General features: G+C 31.2%; 24 protein-coding genes and 1 other RNA gene. 7 read left to right on the forward strand and 18 right to left on the reverse strand.

From position 1 onward, the window contains the following. Positions 1–7 precede the first annotated feature (7 nt). Positions 8–169 (forward strand): hypothetical protein, encoded by a 162-nt coding sequence (locus tag HN587_05685; protein ID MBT7903329.1) that lies wholly within the window; start codon positions 8–10, stop codon positions 167–169. 37 nt (positions 170–206) lie between these two features. On the opposite strand, the gene trpS is transcribed toward HN587_05685, so the two are convergent. Together trpS and HN587_05695 are read right to left on the reverse strand one after the other, a co-directional pair. Further along, positions 207–1328 (reverse strand): tryptophan--tRNA ligase, encoded by a 1122-nt coding sequence (gene trpS, locus HN587_05690; protein ID MBT7903330.1) that lies wholly within the window; start codon positions 1326–1328, stop codon positions 207–209. Between the two features lie 31 nt (positions 1329–1359). Continuing rightward, positions 1360–1953: a hypothetical protein gene (locus HN587_05695; protein MBT7903331.1), complete on the reverse strand. Its 594-nt coding sequence runs from the start codon at positions 1951–1953 to the stop codon at positions 1360–1362. 106 nt (positions 1954–2059) lie between these two features. Here HN587_05695 and HN587_05700 point away from each other — a divergent pair, with 106 nt between their 5' ends. Further along, positions 2060–3031 (forward strand): hypothetical protein, encoded by a 972-nt coding sequence (locus HN587_05700; protein ID MBT7903332.1) that lies wholly within the window; start codon positions 2060–2062, stop codon positions 3029–3031. An 83-nt stretch (positions 3032–3114) separates the two neighbouring features. Here HN587_05700 and HN587_05705 read toward each other — a convergent pair whose 3' ends face one another. Continuing rightward, positions 3115–3954: a hypothetical protein gene (locus tag HN587_05705; GenBank protein ID MBT7903333.1), complete on the reverse strand. Its 840-nt coding sequence runs from the start codon at positions 3952–3954 to the stop codon at positions 3115–3117. 233 nt (positions 3955–4187) lie between these two features. On the opposite strand from HN587_05705, the gene ffs reads away from it, so the two are divergent. The 4 genes from ffs to HN587_05725 all read left to right on the forward strand — a co-directional run bounded on the left by ffs (position 4188) and on the right by HN587_05725 (position 7806). Continuing rightward, an RNA gene (gene ffs / locus HN587_05710) (signal recognition particle sRNA) lies at positions 4188–4459 on the forward strand. A 480-nt stretch (positions 4460–4939) separates the two neighbouring features. Beyond that, positions 4940–5875 (forward strand): hypothetical protein, encoded by a 936-nt coding sequence (locus HN587_05715; protein MBT7903334.1) that lies wholly within the window; start codon positions 4940–4942, stop codon positions 5873–5875. Between the two features lie 337 nt (positions 5876–6212). Beyond that, positions 6213–7085 (forward strand): HIT domain-containing protein, encoded by an 873-nt coding sequence (locus tag HN587_05720; protein MBT7903335.1) that lies wholly within the window; start codon positions 6213–6215, stop codon positions 7083–7085. Between the two features lie 91 nt (positions 7086–7176). Next, entirely contained in the window at positions 7177–7806 is a 630-nt protein-coding gene (locus HN587_05725; protein ID MBT7903336.1) for an HIT family protein, read from the forward strand. A 60-nt stretch (positions 7807–7866) separates the two neighbouring features. On the opposite strand, the gene HN587_05730 is transcribed toward HN587_05725, so the two are convergent. From HN587_05730 to HN587_05740, 3 genes are all read right to left on the reverse strand, one after another. Continuing rightward, the gene (locus HN587_05730) at positions 7867–8712 is read right to left on the reverse strand and encodes a hypothetical protein (GenBank protein MBT7903337.1); all 846 of its coding nucleotides are present in this window, start codon (positions 8710–8712) and stop codon (positions 7867–7869) included. A gap of 249 nt (positions 8713–8961) precedes the next feature. After that, entirely contained in the window at positions 8962–11700 is a 2739-nt protein-coding gene (locus tag HN587_05735; GenBank protein ID MBT7903338.1) for a leucine--tRNA ligase, read from the reverse strand. A 261-nt stretch (positions 11701–11961) separates the two neighbouring features. After that, on the reverse strand, positions 11962–12948 hold the full coding sequence (locus tag HN587_05740; GenBank protein MBT7903339.1) for an Lrp/AsnC family transcriptional regulator: 987 nt from the start codon (positions 12946–12948) through the stop codon (positions 11962–11964). A gap of 137 nt (positions 12949–13085) precedes the next feature. Between HN587_05740 and HN587_05745 the strand changes: the two genes are divergently transcribed. After that, positions 13086–13241, forward strand: a complete 156-nt coding sequence (locus HN587_05745) for a hypothetical protein (protein ID MBT7903340.1) — start codon at positions 13086–13088, stop codon at positions 13239–13241. 44 nt (positions 13242–13285) lie between these two features. Here the strand turns inward: HN587_05745 and HN587_05750 are convergent, their stop codons facing one another. The 12 genes from HN587_05750 to HN587_05805 form a co-directional block, all read right to left on the reverse strand. Beyond that, a complete protein-coding gene (locus tag HN587_05750) occupies positions 13286–14200 on the reverse strand; it encodes a hypothetical protein (GenBank protein MBT7903341.1) in 915 nt (304 codons plus the stop codon). A gap of 1267 nt (positions 14201–15467) precedes the next feature. Next, positions 15468–15665, reverse strand: coding sequence for a DNA-directed RNA polymerase subunit N (locus tag HN587_05755; GenBank protein MBT7903342.1), 198 nt, complete (start codon positions 15663–15665; stop codon positions 15468–15470). 49 nt (positions 15666–15714) lie between these two features. After that, a complete protein-coding gene (gene rpsI / locus HN587_05760) occupies positions 15715–16101 on the reverse strand; it encodes a 30S ribosomal protein S9 (protein ID MBT7903343.1) in 387 nt (128 codons plus the stop codon). 16 nt (positions 16102–16117) lie between these two features. Further along, positions 16118–16537, reverse strand: coding sequence for a 50S ribosomal protein L13 (locus tag HN587_05765; protein MBT7903344.1), 420 nt, complete (start codon positions 16535–16537; stop codon positions 16118–16120). Between the two features lies 1 nt (position 16538). Further along, positions 16539–16904, reverse strand: a complete 366-nt coding sequence (locus HN587_05770; protein MBT7903345.1) for a 50S ribosomal protein L18e — start codon at positions 16902–16904, stop codon at positions 16539–16541. A 107-nt stretch (positions 16905–17011) separates the two neighbouring features. Next, the gene (locus HN587_05775) at positions 17012–17791 is read right to left on the reverse strand and encodes a DNA-directed RNA polymerase subunit D (protein MBT7903346.1); all 780 of its coding nucleotides are present in this window, start codon (positions 17789–17791) and stop codon (positions 17012–17014) included. A gap of 1 nt (position 17792) precedes the next feature. Continuing rightward, the gene (locus HN587_05780) at positions 17793–18338 is read right to left on the reverse strand and encodes a 30S ribosomal protein S11 (protein ID MBT7903347.1); all 546 of its coding nucleotides are present in this window, start codon (positions 18336–18338) and stop codon (positions 17793–17795) included. 8 nt (positions 18339–18346) lie between these two features. Further along, positions 18347–18958, reverse strand: coding sequence for a 30S ribosomal protein S4 (locus tag HN587_05785; protein MBT7903348.1), 612 nt, complete (start codon positions 18956–18958; stop codon positions 18347–18349). 11 nt (positions 18959–18969) lie between these two features. Then, positions 18970–19434 (reverse strand): 30S ribosomal protein S13, encoded by a 465-nt coding sequence (locus tag HN587_05790; GenBank protein MBT7903349.1) that lies wholly within the window; start codon positions 19432–19434, stop codon positions 18970–18972. Between the two features lie 718 nt (positions 19435–20152). Next, positions 20153–20782 carry a hypothetical protein gene (locus HN587_05795; GenBank protein MBT7903350.1) on the reverse strand — a complete coding sequence of 210 codons (630 nt, stop codon included), beginning with the start codon at positions 20780–20782 and terminating at the stop codon, positions 20153–20155. Further along, positions 20775–21563 (reverse strand): P-loop NTPase, encoded by a 789-nt coding sequence (locus HN587_05800; GenBank protein MBT7903351.1) that lies wholly within the window; start codon positions 21561–21563, stop codon positions 20775–20777. Before HN587_05800 ends, HN587_05795 begins: the two co-directional genes overlap by 8 nt. A 126-nt stretch (positions 21564–21689) precedes the next feature. Beyond that, positions 21690–22154 carry a hypothetical protein gene (locus HN587_05805; GenBank protein MBT7903352.1) on the reverse strand — a complete coding sequence of 155 codons (465 nt, stop codon included), beginning with the start codon at positions 22152–22154 and terminating at the stop codon, positions 21690–21692. Positions 22155–22235 lie beyond the last annotated feature (81 nt).

The raw sequence follows: 22235 nt of genomic DNA on the forward strand, positions 1-22235 counted from the left end.
ATAGAAAATGGCAAAAAACAAAACATTAATAGGAGAATTTTGGAACTTTTTAAAAGTAAGAAAAGCTTGGTGGCTTACACCAATCATAATAATGATAGTTCTTGTGGGAGTCTTAATTATATTTAGCCAAAGCAGTGCATTATCACCATTTATTTATGCATTATTTTAAAAAACTAATTAAGTTAACTAAAAATAACAAGAAACTTTTAAAAAACAAACTTAGAAATTATTTTTTTAGCTTGTTCCCTTTTCTTTTGATGCGCTTCTAAAAATGTTGAAAGTTTTTCAATAAGAATCTTTTTTAACTCACCGCTCAAAAGTTTACCTGATTTGTAATCATCATAAATTTGCTTAAGTTTGCAATCATCTTCTTCAAAGAATGTCAAGTATTGATATGAAACATCAACATCAGGATTCCCCCCAAGTTTTCTATGTTCTTCTAAAGTTTCTCTACCACCAGAAAATGCATGTTTGTTAATTTTCTTTTTAACAATTTTTGGTTCATCAGTTAATGCAATAAATGAATGAGGATCTGATGCAGACATTTTTCCACCACTAAGACCAGGCATAAAAGTATGATATGTAGAACAAAGCGAATCAAATTTATGATTTTTGTTATTTGCAGTAAAACGTTTTGCCATATCTCTTGCAATCCTTAAATGAGGATCTTGATCTGATCCAACAGGAACAATAACTGGTATTGCGGATTCAAATTCAGGAAGTTGAGGATGCAACATATCTGCTGCTTGTAACAGTGAAGAAGTAATTTTTCCAGGAGTAAGATCCCCATAAACTGCTTTGAATTCATTAAAAGTTGCGTGACGTCCAAGTTGATTTTGTAACCGGTAATACGCAGATGCTTTTTTTCCATCTTTTGAACGATCACTTTGAAAATAAATTTCACAATTTTCTGGTTTTAACCCTAATGCAATATAATTCGTAATATATTCTTCAATTGCTATTTCTCTACTTTGTTCTAATGATTGTTGACGCTGATGATACGCCTCAACATCTGCAACAGTTATGTATAATTTTGCGCCCAAACTTTGATAAAACAACATTTGTTTTGCGACCATCATGTGCCCAAGATGAAATTTTCCGGTAGGCATAAGACCCGTCATCATTACAAAAGGTTTTTTTTCTTTAATTCTAGTTAAAATTTTATCAAAATCCCTGTGAGCAAAAATAAATTTTCGCCTGAATAAAATATTGTTTAGAAAAAAATCAGGAAGTTGCTTTATTGGTTTAAGACCAAATTGAACTATTAATTTATCATAATCAATATCCCCTTTAACTTCCCAAGGATTAACTGTGAAATCTTTTACCATGGGCCCTAATAAGAATAGGTTGTTTATAAAATTATTCCTGAAATGAGAATATTTCTTTTATGGTTAACAGTGCTTTTTCTCTAGAAGCAGGAAAAGATGCAATAGAAATCTTTAAATGAAAACAGTCTCCCGAATCAGTAATATTAAATTTACGTTTCTCTAACCAAGATGATTTATCAAACCTAATATAAAAAAATAAATTTTCATCCAATCTTGATTCTGCTTGATTAACTAATATTTTTTTTTGAAGACTCGTAAGCGCATTTTGTAAAAAAACAATAAAACTTTTGACATTGCGTTGTCGTTTAAGTAAAATAGAAAAAATTCTAATTTCAGAATCATCACATCCTGTTGCGAGTTGTTTATTTAGCACAATTTTTTCTTTACCAAGATCAAGAGGAACTAATTCAATTAATGATTGTGCAATTTCTGCATGAGATTCTCCATCTTTTGAAAATACAGTTAATTTAATGTTATGAATTATTTTAGAAGGTTTATTCGCAGAATTATCTGCAGCATAATTCACATCAGCAGAATTTGAATTTACGGCAGTTGAAATAGTAGAATCAATACTGCAATTGTTTGTTAGTTTAACATTATTATTATTTGTTTTTATTTGAATCACACCAGGGGTATTTATGCAAATTTTATGTAAATTTATTTAAATTTATTATTTATACAAGTTATAAAAATAAAATGATTTAAATAATTAATTAAAAAATAGTCCACATATGAAACATTCATTTAAAACTACAATAATACTAGTCATCGTCTTTTTTATTGCTCAGCTTATAGGCCTCGGAGTAGTTAGCCAATATATGACTGACAAAGTTATCGATCCTGCCACAGGAGAGGTCATTAATGTTTCTTATGAAGCACTACCATTTGACATGGAACGGCCAGAAGTTGAAGAATCATTCTCAGTATTTTACATAATAGGCGCAGTTATTGCTGCAACAGTTTTGATTTTACTCATAATCAAATTTAAAACAAAACGATTGTGGAAGATTTGGTTTTTATTATCAGTTATAATTTGTTTAAGTGTCGCATTTGGATCCGTTATGAATCAATATGTTGCATTTGGACTCGCACTTATTTTAGGACTCTATAAAATATTTAGGCCTAACTTTATTATTCACAATTTAACCGAAGTTTTTATTTATGGAGGCCTTGCTGCAGTGTTCGTACCTATAATGAATTTATTTGCAGCTCTTGCTTTATTAGTATTGATTTCAATATATGATGCTTACGCAGTTTGGCAAAGTAAACACATGATAAAAATGGCCAAATTCCAAACAGAATCAAATATATTTGCAGGATTATCCATCCCATATGAAATGAATTGGAAAAGTTTATGGCAAAAACAAACTACCCAAAAAAAGTCATTATCCTCAAAGAATCATAAAACTAAAAAAACCTCAAAAGTTGTAGCTACAAAACACGTAAAAGTAGCAGACGATAAAAACTCTAAAAAAGTTCCAAGTGCAATTCTTGGCGGAGGAGATATAGGATTCCCACTAATATTTGCAGGAGTTTTGATGAAACAGTTCACATTTTTTCAAGTTTTATTTGTACCAGTAATTTGCACAATTACTCTTGGAATATTATTATATTATGCACAGAAAAATAAGTTTTATCCCGCAATGCCATTTCTTAGTGCAGGATGTTTAGTTGCGTATGGATTTATCTGGTTGTTGTTTTAAAACTACCCAAATAATAATAATAATAATAGAAATAGTAATTGGACTAATTAAAATTTATTAAACTTCCAAAAATTTTTATTTTTCTAATAGTCTCCTAAACTTTTCTGAGAATTAGTAACTGCATAATTTACTGGATCAATAGACATACCATCAGCTGCTGCTATTACTTGCACACCTGTTTCTTTTGTTAATTTTCTTGCATCATATATCGGATCTGAGGCTATAATTTCAGTCCCAAAATGAGTCAAAATAACTAATTTTAATTTTGCATAAGATTTAAGTTTTTGAATAAGATTTAATGAATCCAATGAAGACAAATGATTTTTTGAAGGTTCTTTAATGTTAAAGGAATACATATTGTTTATTATTAATATATTGCAATCTTTAAATTGGCCCGGAAGTGATGCAAAGTACGCAGTATCGGATGTGTAACCTATAACATAATTTGCAGTAATAAATTTAAATCCAAATCCCCCACAATGATCTTTTGTTTTCGTAGGAACTATTTTTATTCCAGGCAAATTAATTTCTTTAATAATTTCACTTACTTGATTATCCTGATTTAATTTGTTAATAATAATTAATTTTTCCACTAAATTTTCGTGATGTTTTGTTAAAACTTTATCTAAAACCTCATTAGTTATTATTAGCGTTCCTTTTTGAATTTTTCCTCCGAGAGTAATCGAATCAATTGCCAAATTAAGATCATTACAATTATCTATATGGTGATGGGAAGTTAAAATAACTGAGGTTTTTGAAAGATCAATATTGTAAAGTTTTGCAAATACTGCAGAACCCGGTCCTGGATCTAGATGAATTTGTGTTTTTTGCAAATTAAGAATTATTCCACCAGTACCTCTAAGTTGAGAAGTCATAACTTGACGTCCACCGCCACTACCCAAGAAAGTTATTGAAGAATCCATAAATTAACCCATAAAACTGCCCGAATCATAAACAATTGTTAAACTGATTATAAACCCCTGCTAGTTCATATAATTATAAGTAACACTGATATTTAAATTTGTTTTGACATTGAAAAATAAGAACTAAAACATGAACTTTAAAATAACCAAATAATAATTTTTACAAACTTAAATTTAATTCTTCATAACCCAATACAAAAAGCTTTAAAAAGAAGCTCAAATTGAAGTTAGAATGGCAGGCTAGACTGGGGAGTTAGCCCTTCCTTGTAACCGTCAACGGGCTTTATGGCGGAGTTGAAGCTTTGGAGAGGCCTTAACAAAAGTTTTTGGCCTTGATTTGGACGAGGATATTCTGTCCTCGGGGATTGACTTTTTTGGGAATCGTGTCAGACTAGGAATAGAGCAGCACTAACCACTTAAGTTGGTGCTCCAAGGGTAGCGGAATTGAGGAAAAATCAAGATAAACCAATTATTTTTGTTAGGGTCCACCTGAAGTGGCCTGCCATTTTTTTAATCTAAAATATACTAATTCTCCAATAAATTGAACATAAATACTCAAATAATAGCTACCGACCTAAATGTTCTTTCAAAAATAAAAATTTATAAAAAAATACTGTTTTTTAAAATAATGTAAAAAACATATAAAATATATAAATTATAAATAAAATTGCCAAAAATGAAAACATTTAAATATTATTACTGCATAGGTATTATTGATGGCAACTAGTGATATTGACCAAGGGCTGTGTTTAATGCACAGAAGTGATTACATCCCACTAGTTTTAGCTTCACAAATTATTAAGGTTTTTGTGCGCTGAAACAAGATCTACAGCCTTTTGGGCACGGATTTTGTTGCAAGCGTCACATAACCATCAAACCTATTTCTTGTAACGAAATCCGTGCAGAGTTTTGTATATTTAGTAAACCATTTGTCGCCAGTCAGGCTTTAAGAAGGGGCCACAACACAAAATAAGAGTTGAGATCAATGAGAGGAACTACTAGAACTGCTGCAGTTACAAAACTGCCTAATCAAAGAAATCCTGAACTCGTAACAAATGTAAATCCATTACGAACAGGCAAGCTCGTAGATAGATTAATCAGAGCAGATAAAGAACTAAGACAAGGATTTTTAGCTCAAAAAAGATTAATTATTGCTGAAAGAAATCCTGCATTCCTAAACTTAGTTGTGCAAAAAGTATTAGCTGATTTGATGCCAGTTTATGAAGAACACACAACTCAAAACCAATATCCACACTACATCTTATTAGATGGAAAAGTTAATCACTATGTCAATTCCGACTTGCATGGAACAGTTACCGCAACAAATTTGCCAGGAATTATTGTTTCCAAAATTCAATCAAGAGTTAAACATCCTTGCAGTTTTGCTGAAAAAACTGGAAGAAGAATAGGAGAGTATGGTCGCGCAGGTGAATTTTATGATCCCACACAATTAATGGTCCAGGATGGTTGCGGCCTTGAAATAGTTGTAGCAGATCCTTCCTCAGTTCAAGGAGTAGTTAATTGGGCAAAAAAATTAGACTGGGCAGAAATAACCGAATATGAAACCCACAGAAAATCTAATAGGTACTCTGCGGACCATTTACAAATATCCTATGTAGGGCCAGAACCTGAACTTCGTGGACTAACAATGGAATGGCAAATAACCGATGCAAAAAATCATTTGGATAATAAACTTAGTCCGGATAGAGCACATGGAACTGCCTATAAAAATCAAAAACTCAGTAAACCCCACACCCTTGGAGGAAGTCAATTAGTCCTCGTAGGTAATTCAGTACAAATACCTTCCACAGTACGCACAAGAGAATGTGATGAAGGGTTAATTGCACAAGTAACCGGAGGAGTTGTTCCCTACACATTATTTATCCCTCGAGAAAACATGCAAGTAGACCCACCAAACTAATTTAGGAGATAGAAAGAAATAGTTTATGAAAATATTTTTTTATTATTTGGTTATTAATTATTATTTGGTCATTATTTATTTATTCTAATTATTCATCAGTTGTTTATTCTGAGGGTTTATAATTTTTGTATTCTGATGTTTTATAATTTGTTTATTACTAATAGTCATTCATCAATCATTCTGTTTGCACTTATTTTTTTATTATTTGTTTTTAGACATAAACTTGTAAACGCGTTTAAAATATCAATTTTTGAAATTGAACAGTTTTTAATTTAAAAATTAGAAAGATTTATTATAAACACTTTTTTCTTTTATCACATAAGTTTACTAGATAAAAATGGAATTATCCCCCGAACAACAAGAAGCGCTTGAACAGCAAAAACAACAATGCATATTCTGCCAGATAGTTTCAGGAAAAATTCCAGGGAAAAAAATATATGAAAATGAACACATCTTAGCTTTCATGGATATAAGGCCCGCAACTAAAGGTCACGTCCTATTAATCCCAAAAGAACATTATTTCATAATGCCAGTAATACCCCCTGAAATTTTTAAACAATTAATGATTAAAGTTCGAGATATTTCTAAATCAATGAAAGATTCTATGCTTAGCGATTACACCACCGCATTCATTGCCAACGGAGGCGTTGCAGGACAACAAATACCTCACGTAGTAATTCATTTAATCCCTCGCGAAAAAGGAGATGGATTAAATAATTTCGAAATACCTGAAAAACCATCTTTAGAAGCAGACGTTTCAGAAGTCGTTCAAAAAGTTAAACCTATTTTAAATGCAATGCTTGATAAAAATCTAACTATGCTTGGCTATAAAGGTTCTGCAGGAGGAGAGAGTTTAGGAGGACAAAATAATACAACTGTTGCCCGCGGAGACGTTGGAGTTTCAAAAGAACTTGGAAAAGAACAAATTGTACAAATAATAAATCAAAACCCCCAATTAAAAGAAATCATACTCAAACAACCAGATCAATTCAAACAATTAGTACCCACACACCCACAATTAAAAGACCTATTCAAAAATGTCGATTTAGACGAAATCATCGCACTTGTTAGCGGAAAACCATTTGAAAAAAAAGAAACTGAACCGAGTGAGCAATCCGAAGAAAAAGAAAATTTAGGATCCAGTGTCGAAACTAAAACCGAAAAAAAAGATGACGCAAATCTTGATTTGGTTTCAAAACTATTTGGATAATACCCAAAAGAAAAAATAAGACGAAAAAACAAAAAAAATTATCACCATAATAACGCATACATAAAACGAAATAATTAGTACAAACCATAAAATGAGTTCAGATAAAATATTAGACGGAACTGAAATATTGTATGAAGATGATGTAGTCTACGCAGTAATTCCTAAAACACCTGCAATAAAAGGACACATACAAGTAATCACAAAGAAAAAATACAAGTCATTTGAAAGTGTTCCAGATAAAGATGTTGAACATTTAATGTATACTGCAAGCTTTACTGCAACCGCATTATTTGAAAATTTACAGCCAGGAGGCACAAATATTATGCTAGATACCGGCAACATGTTTAGTGAAGATGAAAATCACATAATTGTTAATGTAATTGCAAGAAATACTGAGGATGGACTAAATTTTTTATGGACTCCGCAACAAATCCCCGAAGGCGAAATTTCGCAAATTCAAGAAAAAATAAAAAACAAATGCGATATGATAGGGGTCAAAGTAAAAGAAAAAGAAGTTTTGGATTTAGACAAACAAAAACCAGAACAAATTGGCAAAATTAAACAAGACGGAGACTCCCCCGACTTAAAAAAAGATGAATCTGCGAATTCTAAACTTCACGAAGATAAATATAAAAAAGCGTATGACAAGGGAACTCAAGAAAAACAATACGATGAAGATTGCGAAAGTTACCTCGTTAAACAATTAAGAAGAACGCCTTGAAACTGAGTAGCAACTCTAATTGCTACATTCGAATTCTCAACTAATAATTATGCAATGATCCTATCTGCCAATTGCTTTCCAAAATAAATCAAATACAATTCTTTGAGTATCTGCTAAAGACTTACTTTGAAACATAACACAAAATAAACCATGATCACGCGATATAAACACAACCGTATCACCATAAATTAAAGTTGTTGTTGGCAAGTTCATTTCTTTAGGAATTAATCTCGTTTCACGCAGATTATCTTGATCTGATTTTTGAAATGTAATTCCTTCTTTTGACATTTCAGTAATTATTTTTTCACAAATCTTTTTCTTAACTCTTTTTTTTGTAAACCCAGTAAATACTGATTCAAAAAGCTTGATCTGTTTATTTGAAGAACCATAAATAAGAAGCTCTGCTTGATTTTTTTCATTAGATTGTTTTAGAACATTTTCAAGAACTGATTTCAAACCAAGATCACCCTCATAAATTGAAATCTGAGGTTTTTGATAAGTAGACTGAAACATACTGTTAAGATCAGGAATAATTTTTGAAATGCGTTCTGTTCTTGTTGTTAAAATTGATAAGAGTTTTTCTGGTTGCTCTGCTTCAAAAAATTGCTTCCCTGATTTTACAACTGAATTTACAAGCCCTTTTTCTTTTAATGAATTCAAAATTTCATAAGTATACGTCCTATAAGTTCCAGCACTTTGAGATAACTCAGTTACTAATGAAGATCCTTGTTTAATTAATGCCAGGTATACTTTTAATTCCTTATCTGTTAAACCAAATTCTTTAAGCGCAGACATTATCTCAGGATCGTTGCTAGCAGTAGAGGACTTGGTTGACGCCCCAGTTGATGCAACTGCATTAGTTGACGAATTAATACCCTTGCCAGTATTTGAATTATTAGCTACCATGAATTAAAGAAATAAGAGTTCACTTATAAATATTATGTTATTGTTGTCAACTAATTAACGACAGAATATAGTTTGTAAATGGACTAAAATGGCTCAAAACCACAAATTCGAATGATAGAAACTAAATGAGAAAAAAATATGAAAAAATAAAATAGATAAAAAAATTAATTCAACTAATCAATCTAAAAAAAAACACATAAAAAAAAATTAAAAATAATATGAAAATAACCTAAACTATTTGAAACTCACTTATTCGATCAGTATAGCCAATTTCCCCGGACTAGCATTCTTAGCTTTAGGATGATTTGAATCTTCAGTTTTCACAATTTCAACAACAGTATTAAATTCAGACTCCAACATAGATTTACTAGATTTAATTGATTCTAATTCTTTATCTTGCCCAATAAGAACTAACGGCACTTTAGATGTATCTTTAATCAACTTAGGAATCAACTTAGTAATATCTTGACCATATTTTTTTAACTCAGTTTGCATAAACAACTTAATTAACTCTCCAGGATTTCTAGTTGTCTTTATTGCTTCTTTAAATTGTGCCATAAACTCATATTTCCAAACAGGCGCCACAAACAAAGTCAATTTTTTTGGAGCATCAATTTTTGCCAATTCAAGAACTGCACGAATATCTGCAATAACTGACTCAATTAAATCTTCTTGAGCCTCAGCTTCTGGATCTATTTTGGACTCATCAAAAACAGGCCAAGGTGCAACTGCAATAAAATTGTCTTTTTTAGGAGAAGTATTTTTTCCAAGTAAATCCCAAATCTCTTCTGAAATGTGAGGCGTAAATGGTGCTAAAAGTAATGCTACTGATTCTAACGCTTCAACATATACACCCTCATTTACAACTTCTACCCCTGCGTCAGTTTTTGATGATTCTCTATATTTTGAAATTGAATTGACAAATTCCATTATTGCACCTAATGCTAACGAAAACTTAAACTCATTAATCAACTCAGTTACTTTTTGAATTGCCCTATGAGTCTTCGAAACCATTTGCTTATCTGAAGATGATAACTCGCAATCATTAAATTCAGGAAGAGGATCAATTAGTCTCCACACACGATTAAGAAATTTAAAACTACCTGCAACACCAGTATCAGACCAATCTAACTCTTTTTCTGGAAGTGCCGCAAATAAAATAAAAAACCTGGCAGTATCAGAACCATATTTATCAATAATTTCACCAGGGTCCACAACATTGCCAAGAGATTTACTCATCTTAGCACCATCTTTTAATACCATCCCCTGACAAAATAAACTCTTAAACGGCTCATCAATATTAGTCAAACCAATATCTTTGAAAAATTTAGTAAAAAACCTTGCATACAATAAATGAAGAATTGCATGTTCAATCCCCCCAATATATTGATCAACAGACATCCACTTATCAGCAACATCTTTTTTGAATGGTGCACCCTCAAATTTATTAGAACAGTATCTGAAAAAATACCAACTAGAATCAATAAAAGTATCCATAGTATCAGTTTCACGTTTCGCAGGAATACCACAATTTGGACAAGTGCACTCATTAAATATTTTTGAAGTAGTTAATGGATTACATTTACCAGTAAACTCAACATCATCTGGAAGTTTTACTGGAAGCTGCTCTTCTGGAACTGGAACAACACCACAAGCATCACAATAAATAATCGGAATTGGAGTTCCCCAATAACGTTGTCTTGAAATTAACCAATCACGCAATTTGTAATTAATTGTTCGTTTCCCCCACCCATTTTTTTCTAAATATTGAGAAATTTCTTCAATAGCATCAACATTATTAATTCCATTAAAATCTCCACTATCAGTCATAACTCCTTCATCGACAAATGCCCTAGAAAGTTTTTTTGGATCAAATACATGACCATCTTTAGGATTAATAACTACTTTAATTGGAAGATCATATTTTTTTGCAAAATCATAATCTCTCTGATCGTGTGCGGGAACTGCCATTACTGCCCCAGTCCCATAATCATACAATGCATAATCTGCAATCCACAACGGAAACTTCTCGCCATTAACAGGATTTATCCCATACACGCCTAAGAACTCACCATTCTTTTCTTTTCCTTCCGCAGTACGTTCGATAACAGTTTTTTTCTTAACTTCACCAATAAATTTCTTTATTTCATTTTCTCTATCAGTTCCTTTAGCCCATTCAATAACCTTAGGATGTTCAACTGCTAATACCAAATAAGTTATCCCATAAATAGTATCAGGACGAGTAGTAAAAGTTTGGATAGTATCAATTTTTTTACCAGTGCAATCTACAACATCAAAATCTATCAACGTGCCTTTTGATTTTCCAATCCAATTACGCTGCATAGTTTTAACTTTTTCAGGCCAATTTTCTAACAAGTCCAAGTCTTTGAGTAACCGATCTGCATAATCAGTAATTTTGAAAAACCACTGCTCCAAATTCTTTTCTTCAACAACAAATTTGCAACGCCAGCACTTACCATTTTCAACTTGTTCGTTCGCCAGAACTGTTGCACAATCAGGACACCAATTAATAGGTGCAGCTTTTTTGTATGCCAAACCCTTTTTGAACAATTGTAAAAAAATCCACTGATTCCATTTGTAATAATCAGAATCAAAACTAGTTACAAACCTATCCCAGTCATAACTTAATCCCAGCATTTTTTGCTGCCCCATCATCATCTCACTAGTTTTCAAAGTCCACTGTCTTGGATGAGACTTATTTTTTATTGCAGCATTTTCGGCAGGCAAACCAAAACTATCATACCCCATAGGATACAAAACTTTGAAACCATTCATACGTTTAAAACGTGCAAAGCAATCGCCGATTGCATAATTACGCACATGACCAATATGAAGTTTGCCAGAAGGATATGGATACATTTCTAAACAATAAAATTTAGGTTTATCAGACTCATCAGATGCTTTAAACACCCCTGATTCATCCCAACGTTTCTGCCATTTATCTTGAATTTCATTAAAACTTACCATCCAAATAGTTTAAAAAACCTTATTTATATATTTTATGCAGGATATTTCGCAACAAATATTTTAGTTCAGTTCGAATTCAGTTCAGATAATACCAACTTAAGCTCCCCTGAAAGCATAATTCAAATCGAACCAGGATCTAATTATGCTCAAATCGAGATTAATCGTTAAGTTGAATAAACAAATAATACCATTTTATTAGACATAAAAGATTATAAAAATTAGACTAATGTTTTTTAAAATCTAAACACAAAAAAAGAATTCTTAAAAAGAGTTTTTAACACCTTTTGGAAATAAATTAAATTTGTGATGTTTTGATACCAACATAAATTTTTGTGAACGAATAACATCCAAAAATAAACTTCTTAATTCTTTTAATAAATAATCCAAATCAGAACTTGATTTGACTACAACATACAATGAAATTCTCGGTTTAATTGCATCACTAATTGCATAAGTAATATTTTTATTTTGAACAATATACGAATAAAGCTTAGCCAATAAATCAGGATTTGGTTTTTTTAAATCAAGAATTACAGAGTACTCAGAATAACCCAAATTTTTCATAAAAAAGGTAGGAATATATTTTACAATCACCCCTGATTTTTCTAAATTTTTAATTCTATACCTCACAGAATCAGCAGATAACCCAACTTGTTTTGCAATTTCATACTGAGGAATTGTGCAATTTTTACAGAGAAGAGATAAAATATTTGCATCAATATTATCAAGAGTTACAGGCTTTAAAGTTCTTATAGGATCATCTTTTAATTTTAGATTTACAGGATCAAAAAAATCTTCAGGAAGAGGAGTTAATTTAAGAAAATCAAAAGTAATGATTACATCATAATTAACAATCTTATCACCAATTTTTGAACAAATTTCATACAACATCTTACCCAAATGAATTGAATCTTTTGCAGCAAGTTCTAAAATTAAATCCCACTCACCAGATAAAGAAGCAAACCAAGTTGTGAAAGGATAATCAGACAAATAATTAATGACTTCTTTTTCTTGATTCGGACTCGCATTAAGTTTAATTAAAATGTCAAACGTGTTAAACCCAAATAAATAGGTGTTAATTGCAGGAGAAAAATTATCCATAAATTCATTCTTAATTAATCTATCAACGCGATATTTTACAGAATTTTTACTAAGACCAACCAGCGATGCAATACTAGACAAGCTTTGACGGCTATTTTGGCATAAGCAATAAATTATTCTAAGATCTTTTTTATCCAAATTCACCATAAGTTGTTCAAAAGCTAGAATTTATTATAAATTTAACTGTTTTTCCCAAAAAATTATCACAAAGGTTTAACATAAAAGAAAAATATTGTTATCACTAATGCATACTAATTATTAGTTTGTGTTGAGAGGTAAACAAAATGATTGATGTGTTAGAATCAATAAAACTTCAAGAAAAAACTAAAACAAAAGAAGAAAAGGAAATAAATAATCAAAGCATAATCAAATGCATAATCTTAATTGCGATTTTAATTTTCTTAATACCACTCATGAAACTTGCAACCAAATCAATATAATCAATATGAGCCCAAAATAAGTTTAAAATAAATAGATATTCCATTCAATTTTTATCAACAAGAATGACTCTGCCACCAACAGTCGCATTATCAATCTTTCCCGTAATCCTTAACTCTTTAAGATAACTAAAAAAAGATGTACGTCCACAAAGTTGTTTCTCACTCACTAAAACATCTTCAATTTCTCGCGTAGTATATTGCTGCTCACCAACCATTTTAAGAATTTGATCTAACACATACTGTTTACGATTAGGCCTAATTCTACGAATGAACTGTTTTTCAAAACCTGAAAAATCAGATTGAACTGCTACTTGCGGTGGCGCAATCAATCCCCGACTCACTTGATTGACAATAGGTTCAGATGATTCAGTATCTGAAGAAGATTCTTCAAACGACCGTTGAAACGAAGAATGTGATTCTTGCAATTTAGACAATTGTGATTTGAGATCAACGTTTTCTTGCTTCAATGTAGAAATTTCCGATTTTGAAGCTTCAATTGTTTTAATAAATAAATCATTAAGATCAGATAATTGGTTAGAAACTACAAGTTCCTTTTGTTTTTGTTGATTAAATAACGTGTGAAAATGATGTACCCAGCGCTTAAGATTATCCACTTCTTGTTTTGTTAAATTATGGGATTTAGATAAAGTACCATGTTTCAAATGTAATTCTTCCTTTGCGGACGAATGAGACTCATGTAAAGTTTTATGACTACATTCTAACTTAGACAACTTACCAGATAACTCCCTGTGTTGCTTTTTATTGTGTGCTGAGTGATTGTTAAGATAACTTACCCAAGCATTCAACTTATCAACTTCTGATTGATTATCCACAATTTGAGAATTAACTTCGGAAATATCATCTTTGATTCTAGAAAATGCAGTTGCGAGTTGTGACCTGATTATTTCCAATCTTGGCTGCTCAGATATTTGCTTACGTTTAAAGAAATTAAACACCAATTTATGACCCCCATTTATAAATAAACAGTTTTTGTTTATAAATTTTTTGGTTTTTTGCACACATTCTAAGATTAACCCTCACTTTCACTCAATTTTTTACAAAAAACACTCATTTTATTCGCGTTTTTTGACCTGCTTAGTTCAACCAGTTCAGTACGAATTCAGTACGAACTGAACTCCGAACCCAATCCGAACTAAAAATGAGTCCAAATATATAAATTTAACCATTTAAGCCAGTTCAGTTCGTTCAGTACGAACCTAGTACGAACTGAACTCGAATTGAATTCGAACTGAACCCACAATAATTAAGCAATTTAATGATAAAAATACCCAAAAAACATACAAAAACATACAAAAATATCCCAAATAAGCTAAAAATGAAGAAAAAATGAAGAAAAATGATTAAAATAGCTCAAATAAGCCTAAAAGTGAGAAGTTAGTAAATATACCTAAAATAATGCAATAATTCACTAAAACAACTCAAAAGGTCAAAAATGAGCCATACAGGGCCTAAAAACGAAAGATTTAAAAGGAAAAATAGCAAAAGTGAGGGTTTATTTTGAAAAAACAGCTAAAAAAGACAAAAAGTGAGGAGAAAATAGAGTAGAAGCCCTGAAATGGGTGAATTCAAAGGGCTGAACTAGTTCGGATTTGAACTGAACTGAGTATGAACTGACCTGAACTAGACATAAAATAACCTAAACTGACCAAAATTAACGAATAACTACTCAAATAAAACTTTTCGAACATAAGCTGAGGAATATAATAGCAAAATAGTTATTTCTTAATTCTAAACCAACATAACCACATAATTTCAATTAAACTCTCAGATTAAACGAATTAAATAATTAAAACTCTTGATAACATCAAAGAAGTCAAGTTATCTCATTTTAGTTTTAAAATTTATTAATATGCCCAATAAAATAACTGCTTAGAGTGCTAATTAAATAAATAAGGGGTTTAACTGAATCATATGACTCATTTTAGCATATAACCTATCAAAAATGCTAAATCTCAGTCAAAATACCCTAAATTGCCAGAAAATAATATTTTAATAACCTAAAAACACCCTAAAGTGAGTTTCAACTAGTTCATTTTGCTCAAATATGATCTATCAATACATTAGTCTTATTTGGTTTACATCAATATGGCTTAATAATTAAGTACAATAACATTAGCTACAGTAATCAAATTACTAAAGAAATAAATATTAATATACTCAAGAATAAATATTAATAAAAAAAATAAGAATTATAATAAATCAAGTCTAAAACTTCTTAAACTTTGCAACAGTATCAATAAGATCAACATTACCCATGATTTGTTGTCTACAACAATAACGATCCAAACCAAATGAATCTAATACTGTCTTGATCTCTTCACCTTTCTTGGTTCGTTCTTTGAACTCATCCCAAAACTGACCAATTGGCTTTCCACAACTCCAACAACGAATAGGTATTAACATTTTTGACCTCTAACTATGTGCATAATATACACAATTGATTATTATAAGTTTAACGATATGATTTCTGACGTTTAGCACGTGCTTTTGAATCATTAGGTTTACAAACTTCTTTACGCCTAACATCTGCAACAATAAATGCTCTATCATAATCTCCCAAAGTTTTACGAACTGCAGCACCACCAAATTCGGAAAGTGCACGGCAAATAGCTAATCTTGCAGCTTCTGCTTGACCATTAACTCCGCCACCATTAACCGTTACATCAATGTGGAGTTTGTTTGCCATATCACCAACTAATAAAAGTGGTTCTCTGATTTTCATTCTAACTAACTCAGATCTAAAAAACTCTAAAGATTGCCCATTAACACGAACTAAACCTTTACCTTCTTTTAAAACTGCTCTTGCAATTGAACGCTTACGACTACCTGCCGCGATAATATTAGTATCTTTCTTCTTACTCAAGTTTACCACCTAAAAATTGAGAGACTTCTCCAATAGTAACGAACTTAAGATTAGGAAGTTTACGAACACTGAACTGTTCAAATGTCTCAAACTTTTTATCATTAAAAACTTCAGGAACTCCTTTCCAACACATAATACGTTTGAAAGCAGTAACTCCTTTTTCTTGTTTGTATGGCAGCATACCTCGAATCATTCGACGTAAAATTCTATCTGCCTGTCTAGGATAATAAGGACCTTTTAATGGAATACCATGATCTCTTTTTTGTTTAAATCTAGCAAAAATCTGATCACGAGAACCACTCATAACAGCATATTCACTATTAACAATATCTATGGTTTCACCTAATAAAGCTTTTTTAGCAACGACTGCTGCTAAACGTCCAGCAATTAGATCTTTTGCATCAACTATCATTTTAACCAATAATCCTCACATCTTTTGTTTTAGGATTCTTTTTCATTAAATCATCAATAGATAAAACATTACACTTTTGAGCTTTTAATGCATCAACTGCACCATCAGAAAAATCAAACGCTGCAATAGTTATAGAATGATTTAAAATTCCAGAACCTAAAACTTTACCAGGAACAATAATAATCTCATTTTCTTTGGTAAACCTGTTTAATCTAGACAAATTAACAATACGTCTTTGTCTTGAAGATTTTTCCAAATCAGTTGCTATTCTTTTCCACAAACCTGCATTGTCATCTATTGCTTTCTTCTTCAACTCATGAATAAGTTGAATTAATACAGGATTGGATGGACCAGTTCTTTTTGCCATTTTAATCAATTACTTTTTATTTTTATTTTTTGAAATATATTTTTGAATTATAATTTTTAATATGTTGAATACTAATTTATGAAAATATTATTTTAATCATAAATGAATTATTTGAATGATTCACTTAATTTTTCTACTTTTTGTTGAAAATATTCAACCGCACAATTAATCATTTCGGAGGGTTTTAATTGACCCCAACTTTCTACAAAAAATATAAAATCTGAATCGCTTTCATTAAGTTTGATATCTGCAACATCAGTGCAAGCACCACAAAGATGGCATTTGAAATAATTATCTTTGTTGATTACTAGTTTGCCACTTTTAACATCAAAAACATTAACTGGGCAAATTTTTGCGACCATATCTGCATTATCAACTTTACCAATTTTAATATCAGGTTTGCACTTGAAAAAACAATGACCTGCACTCCATTTTGAGTGCTCACTTCCAGTTCCAAGGATTGCAGTTGCTTCAATTTCAATCTGTTGCCCTTTTGTTAGTTTAACAATAGGCATTTTTGGATGAACTGGAACAACTTTAGGATCTTGAGATTCTATTTCTGATGCATAAACCACTCCAGGACCTTTAGCTTTTAATGTTAATTTTAATGAACATTTAGCACAACCTGCACCTTCACAAGCACAATTTGCTGGAAGATTATATGATTTAAGATCAGTTTTAATAGGAATTAATCCTAATCTATGTGCAACAATTTCATCATACAAAACAGATGTATTTTTTCTAAATTCAACGTCTTCAATTGCCATAGTCGGAATATCATTAATTATTGACCTTCTAAGCATATTAGCAAAAGCAGGACTAGACTGTTCTAAAACAAAAGATATTTTACCATTCTTTTTATCAGATTCAAGAGAGGTAACAATCATTTTAAACTCTTCGACCTCGCTTTCCGCCTTTTTTCCTGCACCCATCGTGAGGGATTGGCGTTACGTCTTCAATAACTCCGATTCTTAAACCCATTCTTGAAAATGCTCTAACTGCTGCTTGAGCACCAGGGCCTGGATTTGAAGGACCATTATGGCCGCCTCTAGCTCGGATTCGAACATGAATTCCTGTAATTCCTTTATCTTTTGCAATTTCTGCAGCTTTTTTAGCAGCAATCATTGCAGCAGTAGGACTTGATTCTAAACGATCTGTTTTAACAACTTGACCACCAGAAGTACGCGCTATACTTTCAGTTCCAGTAATATCCGTAATGTGAATAATAGTATTATTATATGTTGAATAAATATGACAAACTCCCCATTTAACCGGTCTACGTTTATATTCTGGCCTAGGCGCAGGTCTTCGGTCAGTATTACGATTAAATTTATCTGGCGTCCTTGCACCTACCGGTTTACTATAGGTACTTTTAGGTGCAGTTTTTTCTACACTAGGTTCTGTTGATTGTACTTTTGGTTTTTCTTCAGCCATTTTTAATCTTATTTTTTGGGTTTAGCCTGTTCTTTTTTAGGCTTTGATTTTAATGTTTCTTTTTTTACTGGTTCAGCACCAGGCGTGTCTGTTTTTTTCTTTTTTTCAAGTGAAGCACGTTCTGGATGTTCTGGATTAGATATTGCTGATCGTTCAATAAATGAAATTGTATGTTCTTCATTTAATGAAACTAAATAAGATGGCGCAGTTATGATTTTCTCATTAACAGTAATATGTTTATGAGTGATAAATTGTCTAGCTTGTTTAGCTGAATTTGCTAACATTTTTTTGTAGACCATTGTTTGTAATCTTCGCTCCATTAAATCGCGAATTGAAAGTGATAATACATTAGGAAGAGAAGCTTCAGAACTTAAAAATCCAAGTTTTTGTAATTTTTTAAGTAATTGTGCTTTTTCAATTTCAGCTTGACTACCTGTTTGAGTAACAAGTTTTTTTGCTTGAAGAAAGAAATTTCTCAATAATGAATTCATCCTATAAATTTCAGTTTTGTTTTTTAATCCAAACTCTGCTTTAAGTGCTTTTTCCTCTTCTATTCGTTCTTTATTCCAAGGATGATTTGGACCTGAATATTTTTTTCTTGTTTTTTTAGGATCTCCCATTGTAAATTACCTTATTTTGTTTTTTTCTTAACGCCTAAACTAGTTCCTCTTTTACTTCTAAAATTAGAACCGGTTCTTTGACCTCTTAGTGGAAGGCCTGCTTGGTGTCTAACACCTTTAAAGCATTTAATTTTTTTAAGAAGTTTGATGTCATTATCTTTTTGAAATTTAAGACTAGGCCCTAACAAATGCATATCTTCTCCAGTTTCAACATCTTTTTGTCGATTTAACATCCAAGAAGGCATTTTGTATGAATGTGGATTTTGAAGAACATCAGTTAATTGTTCAGTTTCGTCATCTAAAAGATATCCAGTTTTTTTATTACCTTCAACTTTTGCGTATTGGCAAACTGCATTAGCTAAAGAAAAACCAATTCCTTTAATTTTAAGCAAAGCTTGCTGAATAGGTTTGTTACCATCTAAATCAGTATTTGCTACACGCACGATGTGTTTGAACTCTTGTTTTTGTTCTGACATTATCTAAACACCTTAAAAAAGCTCCAAATTGATTCAAAAAACATAGAAAGCGCTCATTTATTGAAATATTATCAATAAACCCTAAACGCGCTCGAAATGCCTTTGAACTCGGGCTTTTATAATATTTGGTAAAAATGGCGTTCGTTTATAAACTTATTGGAAAGACACCAATTAAGTTAGTTTAGTCTGCTAAAATTTAAGTATTGTGGCGCCCAATATAAGATGAGACATAGTTTAGAATATAATTAAAGCACATTACTATCAGTTTAAAGAATTATTTAATCATACCCTGATTAGTTTAAGTCAGCATTAATATATTTCATTTAAAAACAAAAGAAATATAAGGGACATATCTTAGAAAAAATCTCAACAATACGGGGCAGCAATCGCACAATAGTAATTGGTTACGCTCAATTGAAACGCAAAGTAACATTCCTCATTAAACATTCGTCAAGATTACACATGGCAGTAGTCGTATAATGGCAATTGGTTACGCTCAATTGAAACGCAAAGTAACATTCCTCATTAACATTCGTCAAGATTACACATGGCGGTAGTCGTATAATGGTTAGTATATAGGACTGTGGCAAACACTAATTTCCAAATATTATTTGGATTTTATTTGCAGATATCCTAAGACGCGAGTTCAATTCTCGCCTACCGCCCTTTTTTATTTTATTCACACACACTAATTATTTTCAGTTCACGTGTCAATAATTTATTTATACATCCCTTGCGCAATATGTGCATCACTTTGTTCTCTTGCAGGTTGAGTATATTTAGTATGAAGAGAAGGATTTGACTTCTTAAATTTGTGTTCTTTAGAAATATCTTTTAGTTTATATATTATGTACGGCGCAGAAAACGAAATAACATAAACGAAGGTAACTAAAAAAGGATTTTGAATTATTTCCAGTTGAATTACTCGACTTAAGTTATTGGCAATTGATACTACAACAAAAATTGTTACTGCGGCCATCATTGGAATAAAAACTCCTGCAACAATATGATGTTTATAATCAATTTTTTCAATATCTTTTAACAATAAATTAAACATAGCTCCAAAAATTAAACCCATCACAGACAAAATAACTAAAATTTGCACAGAAGTTAACATCATCAAAAATGGAATAAAAACTAACGCAATAATAAAATTACCAATAATTGCAATAATTAAAACTGCCCAATAAATTACAGGATTTAAATCATGAACATTAGAAAATCTTTGATGATGTGTTTTCATAGCTTCAGGATGGTTATCTTCACTATACAATCTTGATAATGCACCATCAACTTCATTAGACGACCACCCTTTTTCCATAAGATGCTGATGAAGCGTTCTAGGCATATGGGTCACCTGCGAGCAAAGAAACTGCTAACTTGCGAAAAGCACTCGCGGAGTCTGAATCAGGATGTGCGAATACCACAGGATGATTAAGCTTTGATGCAGACCTTACCGAATTATCAAAAGGAATAACCCCTAAAATAGGTTTTGATAATTTTTCACTAATTTCAAAAAGCGAATGATCAAACTCATCAGATTTAAACTGATTAACAATAACTCCTTCGATATTAATTCCAATTGAATTTGATTGTTCTATAAACTTCTTAGTATCATGAACTGAATTAGGACATGCAGTACATACTGCGATCACATGATCTGATGCTTGCATAGTATGCATAGTGTGGAAATGATCGTCTGCAGAATCAACCACAACTAAATTTGTAGAATTATTTTGGGCCATACTATTTGTAGACGCGCCTCTTTTGGGAAAATGCGCATGAGGTTTTCTTTTAGATAAATCAATAAGATGAGGTTTAAGATGAGTAATTAAAGAATTATGATAGTCTTTTTGAAAAATTGAGGAAGGAACAAACTTCAATCCAGAATTGTGTTGATACAAACAAGAATGAACTGGGTGAGTTCCATTAATTGCAGAGTTTAAATTTTTAGTTAAATTAGGAAAGCCTAAATTAAGACTGATGTTTGGATGAATAAAATCCGCGTCAACAAGAATTACTGAAGAATTATTAGTTTCAAAATGTGGCGAAAGTGCAGAACTTAAATTAATAGAAACAGTGGTTTTACCTACACCTCCTTTTGCAGAAACTAAACTTAATATAGTCATTTGAAAATAAGTTTTACAAAAATCTCTTTTTTAATCTTTTTTAAAAAAAATAAATTATGCTAATAGCTTTAAAAAGCTCTTTTTAAAAATAATTAAACAATTATAATTTATAAAAATACCTTAAAATTAATCTTCTTGAGGCAAAAATTTGTTTGATAAGTACCCAAAAAATAACTTAGTTTTTTGAAAATATTCAGTAATAACATCAATATTAACTTTAACATTTTCTTCATCCTTTAAAAAAGCAGTAAGTGCTACATGTCTTCTAAATTCAAATTCTTTGCTATATTCAGCCTTAGAAATACGTCGCCACAATAAGAATAATTCCACCATTTGAACAACTTTTTCATCATCTGCAAATAATTCTTTAACTAATTTGCATTTGGGAACGGGAGCTGAGGGAATTTCTCTTAATTCCCCTTTTTCAACTAAATCAGTTAATAATGCGTTAAAACAAAAATCAACACAATTAATTAACCTCTCAATTATACTTTTAAGAACATCAACTGTACGAGTATATTTTAAACTAACGAATATTAAATGATCTGCTCTTTTTAGCTCATCTCTTGATTTTTTGTAAAATTCGTTCATTTTGCCCTCCTAAATTCTTCTGAACTGGAAGTGAAGACCCACTTATTTATAAATCTAATGAGAATTTAAAAAACCAAGTAT

The organism is Candidatus Woesearchaeota archaeon, assembly GCA_018675335.1.
Lineage (GTDB): Archaea > Nanobdellota > Nanobdellia > Woesearchaeales > UBA11576 > JABJCP01.